The sequence below is a fragment of the Paenirhizobium selenitireducens ATCC BAA-1503 genome, assembly GCF_000518785.1.
Classification (GTDB): domain Bacteria; phylum Pseudomonadota; class Alphaproteobacteria; order Rhizobiales; family Rhizobiaceae; genus Allorhizobium; species Allorhizobium selenitireducens.
Map to the genome: position 1 here is coordinate 110,598 of NZ_JAEG01000015.1, position 17,713 is coordinate 128,310.

General features: G+C 64.4%; 18 protein-coding genes. 3 read left to right on the forward strand and 15 right to left on the reverse strand.

Annotated features, from left to right (window positions below; all coding sequences use genetic code 11):
• The 3 genes from L867_RS0117805 to L867_RS0117815 are packed head-to-tail and all read right to left on the reverse strand — an operon-like array spanning position 1 to position 2,697.
• Positions 1-702, reverse strand: a complete 702-nt coding sequence (locus L867_RS0117805) for an ABC transporter ATP-binding protein (RefSeq protein ID WP_028738130.1) — start codon at positions 700-702, stop codon at positions 1-3.
• Positions 702-1,484, reverse strand: a complete 783-nt coding sequence (locus tag L867_RS0117810) for an ABC transporter ATP-binding protein (RefSeq protein ID WP_028738131.1) — start codon at positions 1,482-1,484, stop codon at positions 702-704. Before L867_RS0117810 ends, L867_RS0117805 begins: the two co-directional genes overlap by 1 nt.
• A gap of 10 nt (positions 1,485-1,494) precedes the next feature.
• Complete coding sequence (locus L867_RS0117815) at positions 1,495-2,697, reverse strand: ABC transporter substrate-binding protein (RefSeq protein ID WP_028738132.1); 1,203 nt, start codon at positions 2,695-2,697, stop codon at positions 1,495-1,497.
• Positions 2,698-2,866: 169 nt separating this feature from the next.
• Between L867_RS0117815 and L867_RS25655 the strand changes: the two genes are divergently transcribed.
• Positions 2,867-3,808 carry a LysR family transcriptional regulator gene (locus L867_RS25655; RefSeq protein ID WP_051439068.1) on the forward strand — a complete coding sequence of 314 codons (942 nt, stop codon included), beginning with the start codon at positions 2,867-2,869 and terminating at the stop codon, positions 3,806-3,808.
• Positions 3,809-3,812: 4 nt separating this feature from the next.
• Here the strand turns inward: L867_RS25655 and scpA are convergent, their stop codons facing one another.
• From scpA to L867_RS0117855, 7 genes are all read right to left on the reverse strand, one after another.
• Positions 3,813-5,948 (reverse strand): methylmalonyl-CoA mutase, encoded by a 2,136-nt coding sequence (gene scpA, locus L867_RS0117825; RefSeq protein ID WP_028738133.1) that lies wholly within the window; start codon positions 5,946-5,948, stop codon positions 3,813-3,815.
• A gap of 248 nt (positions 5,949-6,196) precedes the next feature.
• The gene (locus L867_RS0117830) at positions 6,197-8,203 is read right to left on the reverse strand and encodes an acetyl-CoA carboxylase biotin carboxylase subunit (protein WP_028738134.1); all 2,007 of its coding nucleotides are present in this window, start codon (positions 8,201-8,203) and stop codon (positions 6,197-6,199) included.
• A complete protein-coding gene (locus tag L867_RS0117835) occupies positions 8,200-8,565 on the reverse strand; it encodes a hypothetical protein (RefSeq protein ID WP_408605994.1) in 366 nt (121 codons plus the stop codon). Before L867_RS0117835 ends, L867_RS0117830 begins: the two co-directional genes overlap by 4 nt.
• A 57-nt stretch (positions 8,566-8,622) precedes the next feature.
• Entirely contained in the window at positions 8,623-9,000 is a 378-nt protein-coding gene (locus L867_RS0117840) for a hypothetical protein (RefSeq protein ID WP_028738136.1), read from the reverse strand.
• 73 nt (positions 9,001-9,073) lie between these two features.
• Positions 9,074-9,358 (reverse strand): DUF2442 domain-containing protein, encoded by a 285-nt coding sequence (locus L867_RS0117845; RefSeq protein WP_028738137.1) that lies wholly within the window; start codon positions 9,356-9,358, stop codon positions 9,074-9,076.
• Positions 9,339-9,575 (reverse strand): DUF4160 domain-containing protein, encoded by a 237-nt coding sequence (locus L867_RS0117850; protein ID WP_028738138.1) that lies wholly within the window; start codon positions 9,573-9,575, stop codon positions 9,339-9,341. The genes L867_RS0117845 and L867_RS0117850 overlap by 20 nt, the downstream gene beginning before the upstream one ends.
• 12 nt (positions 9,576-9,587) lie before the next feature.
• Positions 9,588-11,120 carry an acyl-CoA carboxylase subunit beta gene (locus L867_RS0117855; RefSeq protein ID WP_028738139.1) on the reverse strand — a complete coding sequence of 511 codons (1,533 nt, stop codon included), beginning with the start codon at positions 11,118-11,120 and terminating at the stop codon, positions 9,588-9,590.
• A gap of 131 nt (positions 11,121-11,251) precedes the next feature.
• Here L867_RS0117855 and L867_RS0117860 point away from each other — a divergent pair, with 131 nt between their 5' ends.
• Complete coding sequence (locus L867_RS0117860; RefSeq protein ID WP_028738140.1) at positions 11,252-12,661, forward strand: helix-turn-helix domain-containing protein; 1,410 nt, start codon at positions 11,252-11,254, stop codon at positions 12,659-12,661.
• A gap of 18 nt (positions 12,662-12,679) precedes the next feature.
• Here the strand turns inward: L867_RS0117860 and L867_RS0117865 are convergent, their stop codons facing one another.
• The 3 genes from L867_RS0117865 to L867_RS0117875 form a co-directional block, all read right to left on the reverse strand.
• The gene (locus L867_RS0117865; RefSeq protein ID WP_332308409.1) at positions 12,680-13,198 is read right to left on the reverse strand and encodes a type II toxin-antitoxin system YhaV family toxin; all 519 of its coding nucleotides are present in this window, start codon (positions 13,196-13,198) and stop codon (positions 12,680-12,682) included.
• Positions 13,158-13,484: a type II toxin-antitoxin system PrlF family antitoxin gene (locus L867_RS0117870; protein ID WP_028738142.1), complete on the reverse strand. Its 327-nt coding sequence runs from the start codon at positions 13,482-13,484 to the stop codon at positions 13,158-13,160. The genes L867_RS0117865 and L867_RS0117870 overlap by 41 nt, the downstream gene beginning before the upstream one ends.
• A 72-nt stretch (positions 13,485-13,556) precedes the next feature.
• Positions 13,557-14,453: a LysR family transcriptional regulator gene (locus L867_RS0117875; RefSeq protein WP_028738143.1), complete on the reverse strand. Its 897-nt coding sequence runs from the start codon at positions 14,451-14,453 to the stop codon at positions 13,557-13,559.
• Positions 14,454-14,573: 120 nt separating this feature from the next.
• On the opposite strand from L867_RS0117875, the gene L867_RS0117880 reads away from it, so the two are divergent.
• Complete coding sequence (locus L867_RS0117880; RefSeq protein WP_028738144.1) at positions 14,574-14,981, forward strand: RidA family protein; 408 nt, start codon at positions 14,574-14,576, stop codon at positions 14,979-14,981.
• Positions 14,982-15,057: 76 nt separating this feature from the next.
• On the opposite strand, the gene L867_RS0117885 is transcribed toward L867_RS0117880, so the two are convergent.
• Both L867_RS0117885 and L867_RS0117890 read right to left on the reverse strand, forming a co-directional pair.
• The gene (locus L867_RS0117885) at positions 15,058-16,131 is read right to left on the reverse strand and encodes an enoyl-CoA hydratase/isomerase family protein (protein WP_028738145.1); all 1,074 of its coding nucleotides are present in this window, start codon (positions 16,129-16,131) and stop codon (positions 15,058-15,060) included.
• A gap of 10 nt (positions 16,132-16,141) precedes the next feature.
• Positions 16,142-17,281 carry an acyl-CoA dehydrogenase family protein gene (locus tag L867_RS0117890; RefSeq protein WP_028738146.1) on the reverse strand — a complete coding sequence of 380 codons (1,140 nt, stop codon included), beginning with the start codon at positions 17,279-17,281 and terminating at the stop codon, positions 16,142-16,144.
• Between the last annotated feature and the right edge of the window lie 432 nt (positions 17,282-17,713).

Below are 17,713 nucleotides of genomic sequence, written 5' to 3' on the forward strand. Positions count from 1 at the left end.
TCAGACCCCCAGGACCTTGTGAAGCATGTCCATGCGTTCCGGCAGTTCCTCGACCTTGAACTCGGCCACCATCTGGCCATGCTCCATCAGGTAGAAGCGGTCGGCGACGCGGCTTGCGAAACGGAAGTTCTGTTCGACCAGAAGCACGGTCATGCCTCGCTGCTTGAGGGTTTTCAGGACGTCGCCGATGCGCTGGACGATGACCGGAGCCAAGCCCTCGGTCGGCTCGTCGAGCAGCAGCAGGCGGGTGCCGGTGCGCAGGATGCGGGCGATCGCCAGCATCTGCTGCTCGCCGCCGGACAGGCGCGTGCCGGGGCTGTTGCGGCGTTCGTGCAGGTTGGGGAAGAGCTCGAAGATCTCCTCGAGTGTCATGCCGCCCTTGGCCACTTCCGGCGGCAGCATCAGGTTCTCGAGCACGGTGAGCGTCGAGAAGATGCCGCGCTCTTCCGGCACGTAGCCGACGCCGTGATGGGCGCTGCGGTGAAGCGGAACCTGCATCAGGTCCTTGCCGCCGAGGCGGATCTCGCCCTTTCGCGAGCGGACGATGCCGGTGATGGTGCGCAGCGTCGTCGTCTTGCCGACGCCGTTGCGGCCGAGAATGGTGACGGTTTCGCCTTCGCGGACGTTCATGTCGACGCCATGCAGGACATGGCTTTCGCCGTACCAGGCGTTGAGGCCGCGGACTTCCAGAAGTGCCGTCATCACGCGTCCTCCGTTCCCATGTAGGCGGTGCGGACGCGCGGGTCGCGGCTGACCGTTTCATAATCGCCTTCGGCGAGGATCTCGCCGCGCTGCAGGACCGTGACGTGGTGGCAGATGTCGGCGACGACGGAGAGATTGTGCTCGACCATCAGCACGGCGCGGGTCTTGGCGACTTCGCGGATCAGTTCGGCGATGACGCTGACGTCCTCCTGGCCCATGCCGGCCATCGGCTCGTCGAGCAGGAGCACCTTGGGATCGAGGGCAAGCGTCGTGGCGATCTCGAGCACGCGTTTGCGGCCATAGGACAGGTCGGCGGCCACATGGTCGCGCTCCTTGGTCAGGCCGACGCTTGCCAGCAGATCCTCCGCATGGCCGTTCAGCGTGTCAAGCGCCGAAAGCGGCCGCCAGAACTGGTGGGCGAGGCCATTCGGCCGCTGCAGGGCGACGCGGACATTGTCGAGAACGGTTAAGTGCGGGAAGACCGCGGAAATCTGGAACGACCGCACCAGGCCCATGCGGGCGACCTTGTCGGGCGGCGTGCGGGTGATGTCGGTGCCAAGCAGGGTAATGGTGCCGGCCGACGGCTGCAGGAACTTGGTCAGCAGGTTGAAGACCGTCGTCTTGCCAGCGCCGTTCGGGCCGATCAGGGCATGGACCTGTGCGTGGTGCACGTCGAGATCGACATCGCGCACCGCGGTGAAGCCGCCGAAGTCGCGGCGGAGACCGCGGGCGGACAAGACCACCCGCGGCTCCTTTTCAGTTGGGACTGAAACGTTCGTCATCAGTCGGCGCTTACTTGACCAGCTCGCAACCGCTCTTGGCGGGGTCGATATAGGCCTCCGCGCCAGGAATGGTGGCGAGGACGTTGAAGTAGTCCCACGGTTCGCTGGACTCGCCCGGCTTCTTCACTTCGAGCAGGTACATGTCGTGGATCATGCGACCATTGGCGCCGACGGTGCCGCCACGGCCGAAGACGTCGTCGACCGGCATTTCATGCAGGGCCTTGGCGACGGCTTCCGTTTCGTCGGTGCCGGCCTTGTCGATGGCCTTGAGGTACTGGGTCACCGCCGAATAGGTGCCGGTGTGGACCATGTTTGGCATCTTGCCGGTGCGCTCGAAGAAGCGCTTGCCGAACTTCTGGCTTTCCTCGTCGCGGTTCCAGTAGAAGCCCTCGGTCAGCGTCAGGCCCTGGGCCGCTTCGAGGCCGAGGCCGTGCACTTCGGCAAGGGTGAAGAGCAGGGCCGCAAGGCGCTGGCCGCCCTGGGTGATGCCGAACTCGGCCGCCTGCTTGATGGCGTTCTGGGTGTCGGCGCCGGCATTGGCCAGGCCGACGACCTTGGCACCGGATGACTGGGCCTGGAGCAGGAAGGACGAATAGTCGGTGGTGGCGAGCGGATGTCGGACCGCGCCGGTGACCGTGCCGCCGCTTGCCTTGACGAAGTCGGAGGTCTGTTGTTCGAGCGAGTAGCCGAAGGCGTAGTCGGCGGTCAGGAAGAACCAGCTGTCGCCGCCCTGCTTGACGAGCGCGCCGCCGGTTCCGACGGCCAGCGCATGGGTGTCATAGGCCCAATGGAAGCCGTAAGGCGAGCACTGTTTGCCGGTCAGTTCGGTGGTCGCCGCACCGGTGACGATGTCGATCTTCTTCTTTTCCTTGGCGATCGCCTGGACGGCCAGCGCGACCGACGAGGTGGTCAGTTCCATGATGGAATCGACCTGCTCGGTGTCGAACCACTGGCGGGCGATGTTGGAGGCGATGTCGGCCTTGTTCTGGTGGTCGGCGTCGACGATCTCGACCGGAACGCCCAGCACCTTGCCGCCGTAATCCTCGATCGCCATCTTCGCCGCTTCGACCGACGACTTGCCGCCGAAGTCGGCATAGACGCCGGACTGGTCGTTCAGGATGCCGATCTTCACTTTGCCATCGGACGGCTCGGCGAGAACCGCCGTGCTCGATGCCAATACCATTGCCATGGACGCGATGAGCTTGTTGCGCATTTGATCTCCTCCCAGAGTGCAGGTCGCAAACCTGTTCAAAATTGACCAGCCGTACTCCTCAGAACGGCATGTCATGGCGGCATGATCCCGGAAAGTGTCGGTTGACGCAAGCGCAAGGCTTGGCTAATTGCAAACAGGGTCTGTTCATTTCTGAACAGAGTGAGGGCCGATGAGCAATGCTAGTTTCACTTGGGACGATCTGCAGTTCTTTCTGGCCGTCGCCAGAACAGGGCAGCTTTCGACTGCGGCCCGGCAGCTAAGGTCAAGCCATGCGACGGTCTCGCGGCGCATCGACCGGCTCGAATTCGACCTCAAAGTCAAGCTTTTCGAGCGCAATCCGCGTGGTTACGTGCTGACGACGATGGGACAGCGCTTCATCGAGACGGCGGAGAAGATCGAGCAGGAGACCGAGCGGCTACAGGCCGATCTCGCCGGTGGGCCGACGGCCCAGCGCGGGGTGGTGCGGCTCTCGGCACCGGAGGGTTTTTCCAACTTTTTCTTCACGCAGATGTTACCGGATTTCACCACCGGGCATCCGGGCATCTCGCTTGAGCTGGTGACGATCCAGCAGATCATGGCGCTGTCGCGCAAGGAGGCCGATGTCGCCGTGGTCCTCGATCCGCCGAAGGGCGGGCCGTATTACACCGAGAAGCTCACCGATTATCACCTGAAGATCTACGCGACCCGCGACTACATGGCGAGGCGCGGCGAGCCGAAGAGCCGGGACGAACTGCTGGAACATGCCTTCATCGGCTATATCCAGGACATGATCTTCGCGCCGGGGCTGGATTATCTCGGCGACATCCATCCGCGCATCCGGCCGCATTTCCAGAGTTCGAGCATTTTTGCCCAGCTGACCGCGACCCGCAGCGGGCTGGGGCTCTGCGTGCTGCCGATCTTCATCGCCGCGCGCTATCCGGAGCTGCAGGTGGTGCTGGAAGACGAGATCGACCTCTGCCGCCATTACTGGATCGCCTGCCATCATGATCTCAGGCAGGTGGCGCGGGTGCGCACCGTGATCGAGTTCCTGCGCGGCGTGGTCAGTGACAATGCCCTGGCCTTTACCGGACGCCCCCTGGTCGGGCGTCCGGTCATCGAGGCGGTGGGCTGACGCCTCAGGCGTTGCGCAGCCGGCCCTCGATCAGGTCGAGAACGGTGCGGGCCGCTTCCATGACATTGGTGCCGGGGCCGAAGACGGCCGAGACGCCGTGCTGCATCAGATAGTCGTAGTCCTGGCGCGGGATGACCCCGCCGACGACGACGATCACGTCCTTGGCGCCCTTGGCCTTCAGCGCCTCGACCAGTTGTGGGGCGAGCGTCTTGTGGCCGGCGGCGAGCGACGACATGCCGACGACCTGGACCTTCTCGGCGACGGCGAGATCGGCGGCCTCTTCGGGCGTCTGGAAGAGGGGACCGGCGACGACGTCGAAGCCGATGTCCCCGAAGGCCGAGGCGATCACCTTGGCGCCGCGGTCGTGGCCGTCCTGGCCGAGCTTGGCGACCATGATGCGCGGCTTGCCGGCCTTCTTCGCATAGTCGTTCAGGCGGCCGGACAGCACCTGCATTTCCGGGTCGCCCTCGTAGGCCTTGCCGTAGATATCGTGCACCACCACGGGGGTCGCGGCATGGTCGCCGTAAACCACGCGCATGGCGTCGGAGATTTCGCCGACGGTGGCCCGCGCGCGGGCGGCTTCGACAGCGGCTTCCAGGATGTTGCCCTCGCCGGTGCGGGCGAAGTCGGTGATGCGGGCGAGCGCGGTTTCGACTGCCTTCGGATCGCGCTGCCGGCGGGTCTGTTCGATGCGCTTGATCTGCGAGGTGCGGACGGCGGTGTTGTCGATGTCTAGGATGTCGATCGGGTCTTCGTTTTCAAGCCGGAACTTGTTGACGCCGACGATGACTTCCTCGCCCTTGTCTACGGCGGCTTGGCGACGGGTCGCTGCCTCCTCGATCAGGCGCTTGGGCAGGCCGTCGTCGACGGCCTTGGTCATGCCGCCCATGGCCTCCACCTCTTCCATCAGCGCCCAGGCTTTTTCCGCCAGTTCGTTGGTCAGGCTTTCGACATAGTAGGAGCCGGCGAGCGGATCGACGACCTTCGTCACGCCGGTCTCGTTCTGCAGGATGAGCTGGGTGTTGCGGGCGATGCGGGCGGAGAAATCGGTCGGTAGCGCGATCGCTTCGTCGAGCGCATTGGTGTGCAGCGACTGGGTGCCGCCGAGAGCCGCCGAGAGCGCCTCGTAAGCCGTGCGGATGACGTTGTTATAGGGATCCTGCTCCTGCAGCGAGACGCCCGAGGTCTGACAGTGGGTGCGCAGCATCAGGGATGAGGCCTTCTTCGGCTGGAATTCTTGCATGATGCGGGTCCAGAGCAGGCGCGCGGCGCGCAGCTTTGCGGCCTCCATGAAGAAGTTCATGCCGATGGCGAAGAAGAAGGACAGGCGCCCGGCGAAATCATCGACGTTCAGGCCCTTGGCAAGGGCGGCGCGGACATATTCGCGGCCGTCGGCGAGCGTGAAGGCCAGTTCCTGCACCAGCGTCGCGCCGGCTTCCTGCATGTGGTAGCCGGAAATCGAGATGGAGTTGAACTTCGGCATCTCCTTCGCCGTGTACTCGATGATGTCGGCAATGATGCGCATCGAGGGCTGCGGCGGGTAGATGTAGGTGTTGCGGACCATGAACTCCTTGAGGATGTCGTTCTGGATGGTGCCGGAAAGCTTGTCGCGGGAGACGCCCTGTTCCTCGCCGGTGACGATGAAGTTGGCAAGGATCGGGATGACGGCGCCGTTCATGGTCATGGAGACCGAAATCGCCTCGAGCGGGATGCCGTCGAACAGGATCTTCATGTCCTCGACCGAGTCGATCGCCACGCCGGCCTTGCCGACATCGCCGACGACGCGGGGATGGTCACTGTCATAGCCGCGGTGGGTGGCGAGGTCGAAGGCGACCGAGACGCCCTGCTGGCCGGCGGCGAGCGCCTTTCGGTAGAAGGCGTTGGATTCCTCCGCCGTGGAGAAGCCGGCATATTGGCGGATGGTCCAGGGGCGGCCGGCATACATGGTGGCGCGCGGACCGCGCACGAAGGGGGCAAAGCCGGGCAGGGAGCCGAGGTGATCGATGCCGGCCAGGTCGTCCGCCGTGTAGAGCGGCTTGACGTCGATGCCTTCGGGCGTGTGCCAGGTCAGCGTCTCGGCCGGACGCTTCAGCTCCTTCTCGGCCAGTGCTTCCCAGTCCTTGATCGTCTTTTCGGTCATCGATCGGTCTCCCTGAACATCCATTGCCCATCACACTGAGCTTCTCCCGGCAAGCGGGGAGAGTGAATTGAAACGCTGCGGCTCGTCCGTCTCCCCGCTTGCGGGGCGAGGCCTGGTTGTTCTTCTCCCCAGCGGGGAGAAGGTGGCCCGCAGGGCCGGATGAGGGGGCGAAGCATCATGCCTGCGGCCCCCTCATCGCCTCGCATTCGCTCGGCACTTCTCCCCGTGGGGAGAAGAGGTCGGGACGGTTATTCGAATTCCATGATCAGGCCGTCGACGGCGAGGCTTTCGCCGGCCTTCACCGCGATCTTCTTCACCACGCTGCGCTTCTCGGCCTTCAGGATGTTTTCCATCTTCATCGCCTCGACGGTGGCGAGCGCCTGGCCGGCTTCGACCTGGTCGCCTTCCTTGACCGCGACCGAGGTGATGACGCCCGGCATCGGGCAGAGCAGCATCTTCGAGGTGTCCGGGGGCAGCTTTTCCGGCATCAGCCTGGCAAGCTCGGCGACGCGCGGCGAACGTACGCGGGCGGTGACGTCCATGCCGCGCCAGCGCAACCGGATGGCCGGGCCGACGAGATTGATCTTCACGCCGACGGCCTCGCCGTCGATGTGGAATATGGTGTGCAACTGGCCGGGCAACCAGGCGCCGGTGACGGCGCATTTGCCGTTGTCGGCAAAGGCAACCGCCATGCCGTCGACGCCGGTGGACAGCGTGACCGGGAACTCATGGCCGGCGAGCGTGACGACCCAGTCCTTGCCGACCTTGCGCTGGTGATTGCCGATCGTGCCGGAAATGGCGACGGCGCGTTCCTGGAGCGTCTGGTTGATCACGGCGGCGATGGCGGCGAGCTTGCGGGCGGAGGCAGGGTCGGGGGCGACGCCGGTGAAGCCGTCCTTGAACTCCTCGGCGATATAGGCGGTGGTGATCTTGCCGGAGCGGAAGCGCTCCTGCTGCATGACCGCCGAGAGGAAGGGCAGGTTGTGGCCGATGCCTTCGACCTCGAAGTTGTCGAGCGCCTTCGACATGGCGTCGATGGCCGACAGGCGATCGGGCGCCCAGGTGCAGAGCTTGGCGATCATCGGGTCGTAATACATCGAGATTTCGCCACCGTCATAAACGCCGGTGTCGTTGCGCACGATGGTGCCGTCGTCCTGCACGCCTTCGATCGGCGGGTGATAGCGGGTGAGCCTGCCGATCGACGGCAGGAAGTTGCGGTAGGGGTCTTCGGCATAGAGGCGGCTTTCGATCGCCCAGCCGTTGAGCTTGACGTCGTCCTGGCCGAAGGAGAGCTTTTCGCCCTGGGCCACGCGGATCATCTGTTCGACGAGGTCGAGGCCGGTGATCAGTTCGGTGACGGGGTGCTCAACCTGCAGGCGGGTGTTCATTTCCAGAAAGTAGAACTTGTTCTGCTTGCCATCGACGATGAACTCGACCGTGCCGGCGGAGTGGTAGCCGACCGCCTTGGCAAGCGCGACGGCCTGTTCGCCCATGGCCTTGCGGGTGGCGGGGTCGAGGAAGGGCGAGGGGGCCTCCTCGATGACCTTCTGGTTGCGGCGCTGGATCGAGCATTCGCGTTCGCCGAGATAGAGCACCGTGCCGTGCTTGTCGCCGAGCACCTGAATTTCGATATGGCGCGGCTCGGTGACGAATTTCTCGATGAAGATGCGGTCGTCGCCGAAGGAATTCTTCGCCTCGTTGCGCGAGGACTGGAAGCCTTCGCGGGCTTCAGCCGCGTTCCAGGCGATGCGCATGCCCTTGCCGCCGCCGCCGGCGGACGCCTTGATCATGACCGGATAGCCGATCTGGTCCGAGATCTTCACCGCTTCGTCGGCGTCCTCGATCAGGCCCATATGGCCGGGAACGGTCGAGACGCCGGCTTCGGCGGCGAGCTTCTTCGAGGTGATCTTGTCGCCCATGGCCTGGATCGCATTGACCGGCGGGCCGACGAAGGTGATGCCGGCATTGGCCAGCGCATCGGCGAAGACGGCGTTTTCCGACAGGAAGCCGTAGCCGGGATGGACCGCGTCGGCGCCGGTCTTGGCGATCGCCTCGAGGATCTTCTCGATGACGATGTAAGACTGGTTGGACGGCGCCGGGCCGATATGGACGGCTTCGTCGGCCATCTTCACATGCAGCGCGTCGCGGTCGGCGTCGGAATAGACGGCGACGGTCTTGATGCCCATCTTCTTGGCGGTCTTGATGACCCGGCAGGCGATCTCGCCACGGTTGGCGATGAGGAGTTTCTTGATCATGGCTTTCCGGCTTCCATTGTGTCTTCGAAGGCTTGCGGGAAGTTCTTCCGCGCCAGGCTTGCATTGAGTTTCAGCAGGGCAAAATACGAGGCTGGGTCGAAGGCCCGTTCCGCCGGCAACACTTCGCGCCCGAACAGGCGGCACAGCCGTTCGCCATCCAGATTTCCGCGCTGGAACGGCTCCGTGCCGAAATGGCGCCAGAGGGCCTGAACGAACTCGATGTCGGCAAGCGCCACCGACTTGTCCATGGTGCGGTGGCGCGGCCAGGCGGCGAGCGGCGTGACCTTGGAATTGGCCCTTCGGATGGTGAACTGCCACTGGGTTCCGAGCAGTCCGGCCGGGAAGCCCTGATGCTTGGGCATGAGCGGATCCTTGGCCATCAGCCGCGACCCCGCTTGCGGATTTCGTCGAGCGCCATGTCAGATTTCCATCACGTCTTCGAAGGCTTCCGGGAAGCTCTTGCGACCGACGCGCTCGTCGATCCGCAACAGGGCTTCATAGGAGGTCGGATCGAACGGTGTTTCCGCCGGGATCACCTCCCGGCCGAACAGCAGGTTCAGCCGCCCGGCATCGAGATTGCCGCGCTCGAACGGTTCGTCGCCGAAATGGTGCCAGAGCGCGTGCAGGAAGGCGGCGTCGACCTTCTGCTCGATCGTGTTGGGGCGGGCGAGGCGTTGCAGGACTTTCAGCGGCGTCGCCCCGTTCTGGTTCGGCCGCCTGATGGTGAAGTGATGCCCGTGCCCCGGCAGTCCGGACGGAAAGCCGCGATGCTTGGTCATTTCGGGGGTCTTGGTCATCCCGGTCTCCTTCAAGCCTGGGCGATCGTGTCTTGGTGGGGCGAGGGCTTGTGGTCTGGTGTCGAAGTCGATTTCATTCCGCTGCTTGCGCCGGCGGTTTGGCACCGGGCGCTGCTCCACCGATGATGAGAGCCTTGGCGCTGATATATTCGTCTATCTCCTCCCATCCCACGGCATCGCCGAAGGGCAGGATCTGCCAGTGCATGCGCTGTTCGGCGGAGGCCGCGTGAAGGCGAGGATACCACCACAAAGGTGCTTCGATTCTGCGGCCATCGGCCATCTTGAAGATGATGGCGTCGTTGTTCACCTCGACGTCCGAGACGAGCAGCTGTTTGTCGTCAATGTCCAAAGTGGTCATGCCATGCCTCCAAGAACGCCTGTCTGTTTTCTCCGATGACCTTCAGGATATCATTGACCTCGTGGGCGGCGAAGCCGGCCTTTCGGGCAACCCGAAGATCCTTCAGCCAGACTTTCAATTGCTTGCCGTCCTTGAGCACATGGACATGAGGCGGTTCACCGATCTCTTTCGAGTAGAACAGGAAACGATGGCCCTTCCACAGCAGGAGGGTGGGCATCCCTGTCTACCCTTACAGCGGGATGGTGTCGTGCTTCTTCCAATGCGTGCCGACCTGCTTGTTGCGCAGCGAGGCGAAGGCGCGGGCGATGCGGCGGCGCGAGGAATGCGGCATGATCACCTCGTCGACGAAGCCACGTTCGGCGGCCTTGAACGGGTTGGCGAAGTTGACCTCGTATTCCTTGGTGCGGGCCGCGATCTTTTCCGCGTCGCCGAGTTCGGAGCGGTAGAGGATTTCGGTCGCGCCCTTGGCGCCCATGACGGCGATCTCGGCGGTCGGCCAGGCATAGTTGATGTCGGCGCCGATATGCTTGGAGGCCATGACGTCGTAGGCGCCGCCATAGGCCTTGCGGGTGATGAGCGTGACCATCGGCACGGTCGCCTGGCTGTAGGCGAACAGGAGCTTGGCGCCGTGCTTGATGACGCCGCCATATTCCTGGGCCGTTCCGGGCAGGAAGCCGGGGACGTCGACCAGAGTGAGGATCGGGATGTTGAAGGCGTCGCAGAAGCGGACGAAACGGGCGGCTTTGCGCGAGCTATCGATATCGAGGCAGCCGGCGAGCACCATGGGCTGGTTGGCGACGACGCCGACCGACTGGCCTTCCATGCGGATGAAGCCGGTGATGATGTTCTTGGCGAAGGCTTCCTGGATCTCGAAGAAATCGCCCTCGTCGGCCAGCGCGTAGATCAGCTCCTTCATGTCGTAGGGCTTGTTGGAGCTGTCCGGGATCAGCGTGTCGAGGCGGGCCTCGACGCGGGCCGGGTCGTCGTGGAAGGGACGGACCGGGGGCTTTTCGCGGTTGTTGAGCGGCAGGAAGTCGAACAGCAGGCGAACCTGTTCCAGTGCCTCGATGTCGTTCTCATAGGCGCCGTCGGCGACCGAGGACTTCTTCGTATGGGTGCCGGCGCCGCCGAGTTCTTCGGCCGTGACGATCTCGTTGGTGACGGTCTTCACCACGTCCGGACCGGTGACGAACATGTAGGACGAGTCACGCACCATGAAGATGAAGTCGGTCATGGCGGGCGAATAGACCGCGCCGCCGGCGCAGGGGCCCATGATGACGGAAATCTGCGGCACGACGCCCGAGGCGTCGACATTGCGCTTGAAGACGTCGGCATAGCCGGCGAGGGAGGCCACGCCCTCCTGGATGCGGGCGCCGCCCGAGTCGTTGAGGCCGATGACCGGCGCGCCGTTCTTCAGCGCCATATCCATGATCTTGCAGATCTTCTGCGCGTGGGTCTCGGACAGCGAGCCGCCGAGCACGGTGAAGTCCTGGGAGAAGACATAGACCTGGCGGCCGTTGATCGTGCCCCAGCCGGTGACCACGCCGTCGCCGGCGATCTTCTGCTCGGCCATGCCGAAGTCGGTACAACGATGCGTCACATACATGTCGTATTCTTCGAAGGAGCCGTCGTCGAGCAGGACTTCGATGCGCTCGCGCGCCGTCAGCTTGCCCTTGGCATGCTGGGCGTCGATGCGGCGCTGGCCGCCGCCGAGATGGGCCTCGGCGCGGCGCGCCTCAAGCTGGTCCAGAATCTGTAACATGCTTCCTCCCGACAAAATGCAAGGCACCTATGTGATTTGTGCCCTTAAACGCAGGGGCTTGCAAAGAAAATGATTGAACAGGTGCAATTGTGGATTTATGAATTTGCAAACAGCGAAATGCGAAATTGCAAATGGCGATCGGCAAGCTTTTCATCGGGCGCAAGGTGCGCGAAATTCGGCAGGCGGGCCATGCCACGCAGGCCCAGTTTGCCGACAAGATCGGCATTTCCACCAGCTATCTGAACCAGATCGAGAACAACCAGCGGCCGGTCTCGGCCTCGGTGCTTCTGGCGCTGGCGGAGAAGTTCGGTATCGACATCACTGAACTTTCGTCGGGTCAGAACGACCGGCTTTTGTCGGCGCTGTCGGAGGCGCTGAGCGACCCCTTGTTCGAGACCTATTCGCCGAGCCTGCAGGAGTTGAAGCTCGTCACCCAGAACGCGCCGGGGCTCGCCCATGCGCTGATCACCTGCCACCAGGCCTATCGCCGCAACAGCGAGCAGCTGGTGAGCTATGACGACCGGTTCGGCGCCGCCCCCTCGAACGAGACGACCTCCTATGACGAGGTGCGCGACTTCTTCCACTTCGTCGACAACTACATCCACGACATCGACATATTGGCGGAAAGCCTGGCCGGCCAGCTGAAGCTCGGGGAGGGCGAAAACCACGCGGCGCTCGCCGGCTTCCTCGAGAGCCGATACGGGGTGCGCGTGGTGCGCGGCGATGCGGGCGAGGAGGCGATCCGTCGCTTCGACCCGGCAAGCCGCATCCTGACGCTCAGCCGCTATGCCTCGGCGCCGACCCGCGATTTCCAGATCGCCATCCAGGTGGCGCAGCTCCATGCCCGCGACACGATCGAGCAGGTGCTGAAGCAGGCGGGCTTCCGCACGGAAGAGGCGGTCGAGGTCTGCCGCATCGGCTTGCACAACTATTTCGCCGGCGCGCTGATCCTGCCCTATCGCAGCTTCCACCAGGCGGCGCGCGAGCTGCGCCACGACATCGAGCTTCTCGCCGCCCGGTTCGGCGCCTCGCTGGAGCAGGTCTGTCATCGGCTGTCGACGCTGCAGCGGCCGGGGCTGAAGGGCGTGCCGATCTTCTTTGCCCGCATCGACCGGGCCGGCAACATCACCAAGCGACACAGCGCGGCGCGTCTGCAATTCGCCCGTTTCGGGGCGGCCTGTCCCTTGTGGAACGCGCATCAGGCCTTCGAGGCGCCGGGACGGATCATCCGCCAGCTGGCCGAGACGCCGGATGGGGTGCGCTATCTCTGTCTCGCCATGCAGGTCAACAAAGGCACGCTCGGCTTTCGCGCCGCCCAGCCGCGCTATGCCTTGGCGCTCGGCTGCGAGATTTCCTATGCGGATCAGTTCGTCTATGCCGACGATCTCGACCTCTCCAACCGCGCCGCCTTCGACCCGATCGGCATTTCCTGCCGGATCTGCGAAAGGGTCAAATGCACCAGCCGCGCCGTGCCGCCCTTGAAGCGCAAGCTGGTGGTGGACCACAGCGTGCGGAACGCGACGCCTTACGAGATCGAGTGAGGGGCGCGTCATCGGCGTTCAGGCGCCGAGATCACCATCCGCCAAGGCTTTCGTGGCGGCTTGGGCCTCCGTGAGCAGGCCCTGCCAGTCGTCCGGCGGATGGCCCTGTTTCAACATCTTGGCGAAGACGCGATAAGCGTCCGTCGGGCTTTCATAGGCTCGCTTGGTATTGTCGTCGTTCACCCAGGCCAGAATGATGATCCGGTCTTTGGCGCTAAACCGGAAGAAGAGCCGATACTGCGCAACGTATTTGCCACGGAACCAGTGTTTGTAGCCCTCACCCAGCGTGCCCCCCATTCGGAACCTGGAGTGAGATGGATCGGCGGGGATTTCCTCGAAAGCCATCTTCATCGTGGCTGCCAGCAGCTTGGCATTGCGCCGCGTCTTGTAATTTTCCGGGTCATTCGCCCGGTCGTGCCTCACGGCCGCGATCATTGCCCGGTACTGCGCGAGGAAAAGGGGATGGAGGAAGAGCCGCCACCCGTTGATCGTTATGTCAGTCATCGTCGAGTGGGCTATCAAGATCGACGGAGACATCACCGACAAGATCGTGGCCTTCCTGCAGGAGCTCCAGACTCAACGGAACGGGCGCTTGGGGATTGCGGGCGATATCGTGCGCAAGGAAGGTAAGGAACGCCTCCAGCGCGGGGTCCTCTTCGGTCTCGTCTCGCTTCGCTTCAACGATCACCGTGCCATCAGGCATCGCCTTGAAGACGATTGCGCCTTTGGAGACGCCCAGCATCTTGCGGATCGCCGCGGGCACCGTGGTCTGTCCCCGTTCCGTGATCGTGGCGTCGATTTCCAGCGTCGCTGTCGTGCTCATATCAGCCTCCTGCAGAAGGCTTAAGTAATGCAAATGCATTGTGTCGTCAATGTGACACGTTCTTGGGATCACTCACGCTCCCAACTCCTCCACCATCAGATCAATGAAGCGCCTGACGCGGGGTTCGAGCAGGCGCTTGTCGGGGTAGAGCGCGATGATGGGCACGTCGCCGGAACCATGCCCGGGCAGGATCCGGCGCAGATGTCCGACCGCGAGATCCGCGGCGATGAGGAAATCCGGGAGGAAGGCGATGCCGAGGCCGGCGCGTGCGGCGTCCAGCAGGGCCTCGCCGCTGTCGAGCCGCAACCGGCTGCGTCCCTGCGCCTTGATCCAGCCGCCCTGTTCGCCGGGAAAGCGCCAGGCCTGGCGCTGGTTGCGGCTGCTGAAGACGAGGCAGTCATGGGCGGCGAGATCGTCGAGATCCACCGGCTCCCCCCGCGCGGCGATATAGGCGGGCGCAGCGCAGAGCATGGCCCGGCAGCGGGCGACGACCCGCGAGACGAAGCTTGAATCCGCGCTGGTGACGCCGATCCTGATCGCCAGGTCAAAACCTTCCTCGACGATGTCGGCGACCCGGTCGGTGAAGCTCACCTCGACCTGAACGTCGGGCCAGGCCTTCAGGTACTTCCCGATGATCGGGAGAAGCACATGCCGCCCGTAGGCATCGGGTACTGTCAGTCTCAGCACGCCGCGCGGCATGCCGCTCTTTCCCGCCACGCTTGCCTCCGCCTCGTCGACCGAGGCGAGGATCTGCAATCCGCGTTCATAGAGCAGCCGGCCTTCGTCGGTCGGGCTCAGCGTGCGCGTCGTGCGATTGAGCAGGCGTACGCCGAGGCGGTCCTCCAGGCGCATGACGGCCTTGCCCGCCGCCGAGCGCGAGAGGCCCATGGCCTTGCCGCCGGCGATGAAACTGCCGGCGTCGACCACCGCCATGAACACCTGGATGTCGTTCAGATTGGCACGCAGCATCGGCTCACTCCGCTCTTTCGCTTCTGTGTCGACGCCCATTCGCCAATCAACCGGCTATAGCGGCCGTGCTTTGCGGCGGCTTTAGACCGGGAAGCGGAACGACGACAGGAAGGAAGAGACATGGCACAAACACTTCACCGTTTGAACCCGCCGACTTTGCCCGATGCGGGCGCACTCGGCTATTCGCAGATCAGCGTCACGGAGCCCGGCAGGCTAGCCTTCGTTTCCGGCCAGGTCGCCTGGCGGGCGGGCGGCGAACCCGCGCCTGATTCCCTTGGCGAGCAGGCCCGCCTGGTCTGTGCCAATGCCAAGGCGGCGCTCGATGCGATCGGGGCCGCCCCGCAGGACATCGTCATGGTGCGCGTCTACATGACGGATCTCACGCCCGAGCGTATCGGCGAGGCCATGCCGCATATCACCGCCTTCTTCGACGGCGCGCAGCCGAGCCTCACCGGCGTCGGGGTCGCGGCCCTTGCCGGCCCCGACCTGCAGATGGAAATGGAAATGACCGTCCGGCTGTCCGATTGACGGCGGCGGCGCAGAGGCAGCCAACGTCGCTGTATGGCATGACGGGGCGGGCAATGCCCGCCCTGCCGAAGGAGGTTCAGCCGAACAGCGGCTGCGGATGGGGCTTCAGAAAGGCCTCGACGATCTCAGGGCCGACTTCGTTCAACGTTGCGGGAGACCAGCGCGGATTGCGGTCTTTGTCGATGATGGCGGCGCGGATGCCCTCGAAGAAGTCGGGGGTCTTCAGCGTCTGCGCGGTCGCGGCGAATTCGCGGGCAAGGCAGGTTTCGAGATCGGGCGATGTCCGACCGGCGCGCAGCAGCGCCAGCGTCACCTTGAGGCTGGTCGGCGATTTCGTCAGCATGGTCGCCTTGGCTTTTGCGGCGAAGTCGTTGTCCTCGGCGTCGAGCGCGGCGAAGATCTGCTCTACGGTGTCGAAGGCGAAGCAACGGTCGATGAGCGCGCGGTTTTCGGCGAAGTGCCCCTCCGGCGCCGTTTTGGCGAAATCAGCGATCAGATCGGAAACCGTGCCGGCGTCCGCTGTCGCGGGTAAGGCGGCGAGACGTTCTGCGAGCGCAACAAGGGCTGCGGCGGGCACGAAGCTGTCGGCAAAGCCGGCGGCGATGGCGTCGCCGGGGCCGATGGGCTCGCCGGTCAGGCCCATATAGGTGCCGAGTTCGCCCGGCGCATGGGACAGAAGCCAGGTCGCGCCGACATCGGGGAAGAAGCCGATGCCGGTTTCCGGCATGGCGAGCTTCGTCGTGTCGGTGGCGATGCGGTGGCTGGCATGGCCGGAAAGGCCCACACCGCCGCCCATGGTGATGCCTTCGACGATGACGACATACGGCTTGGGATAACGACCTATCCGGCCGTTCAGCCGATATTCCTCGCGCAGGAAGGTGGCCGCTTCCGGGTCGCCGGTGCGGCCGCTTTCGTAGAGCATGCGGATATCGCCGCCGGCGCAGAAGCCGCGCTCGCCCTCGCCGGTGACGAGGACGGCGGCGATCGTCGGATCGGCCTCGAAGCCGTCCAGCGCCGTCTCGATCTGGCGGACCATGACCAGCGACAGGCTGTTGATGATCCGCGGCCGGTTGAGCGCGATCAGGCCCAGCGCGCCGGTGCGGCCGGTGAGCACTTCCTCGCCGGTCAACTCCGTCGTCAGATAACGCATGGCTCTCTCCTTAACTGCCGATCACCGAGCGGGCGACGATCACCCGCATGATCTCGTTGGTGCCTTCGAGGATCTGGTGGACGCGCAGGTCCCGGACGATCTTCTCGATGCCGTATTCGGCGAGATAGCCATAGCCGCCATGCAGCTGCAAGGCGCGGTTGGCGACATCGAAGCAGCGGTCGGTGACGAGGCGCTTGGCCATGGCGCATAGCGTGGTGGCGTTCGGCGCCTTGTCGTCCAGCGCGGTTGCGGCGCGCCACAGGAAGGTGCGGGCCGATTCCAGGTCGGTCGCCATGTCGGCGAGCTCGAACTGCAGCGCCTGGAATTCAGAAATGGCTTTGCCGAAGGCCTTGCGGTCCTTCATGTAGGCGACCGCCTTGTCGAAGGCGAACTGGGCGCCGCCGAGCGAAGCCGCGGCAATGTTGAGCCGTCCGCCGTCGAGCCCGGACATGGCGATGCGGAAGCCGTCGCCCTCGGCACCGAGCCGGTTTTCGGCCGGCACGCGCACGCCATCCATCATCACGGCGCGGGTCGGCTGGGCGTTCCAGCCCATCTTCTTTTCGTTGGCGCCGAAGGTCAGTCCCTCGGCATCGCCCGGCACGAGAAAGGCGGAAATGCCCTTCGGGCCGTCCTCGCCGGTGCGGGCCATGACGAGGTAGAGCGCGCTGGCACCGGCGCCGGAGATGAACTGTTTCTGGCCGGTCAGCACATAGTCGTCGCCATCGCACACCGCGCGGGTCTTCAGGGCTGCCGCATCCGAGCCGCAGCCAGGTTCGGTCAGGCAGTAGCTGGCGAGCGCGTCCATGGTGGCAAGGGCGGGCAGATGCGCCTCGCGCTGCTCGGGCGTGCCGTAGCGGTCGATCATCGTCGCGCACATGTTGTGGATCGAGATATAGGCGGCAACCGTCGGGCAGCCGGTGGCCAGCGCCTCTATGATCAGCGCCGTGTCGAGCCGGCCGAGGCCGGATCCGCCGACGTCATCGGCGACGCAGATAGCGCCGAGGCCGAGGCTGCCGGCCTTCATCAGCGTGTCGATCGGGAAATGCTTGGTCTGGTCCCATTCAAGCGCGAAGGGAGCAAGCTCCTCGGCGGCAAAATCGGCCGCCATGTCGACAAAGGCCTGCTGCTGGTCGCTCAGGGTGAAATCCATGGCTCTCCTCCAAGAGATAGGCACCGCCTCCGTCAGGGCGCCCTTAATTGCCCACGGGCTTAACACAGGTTCGGGTGGGTGATCATCCCGGTCGAAAGTCGGGGTTGCGAAAAGGGAGTGTGCTATCTTTTGGGCGGGTGCTCCTGGCTTCCGGCGGAGAGAAGGTGCCGCGGAGGGCCTCATGAGGGGAATGTCCGGAGTGGAAGCCGGCGATGGGCTTGCTTCCGGCGTTTGCTCCTCACCCGTTTCATTAGGTGGATTGCCCCTCATCCGCCTGCCGGCACCTTCTCCCCGTGAACGGGGAGAAGGGACAAGCGGCACCGCTGTGGCCGTCCCCTTGTAACTTCCCAAACACAGCATTTGGCGGTGTATTGCCAGGTGCGGTGGCGGATGGGAGACCGACCTACCTTTGGGACACCAAGCCCGTGGGAG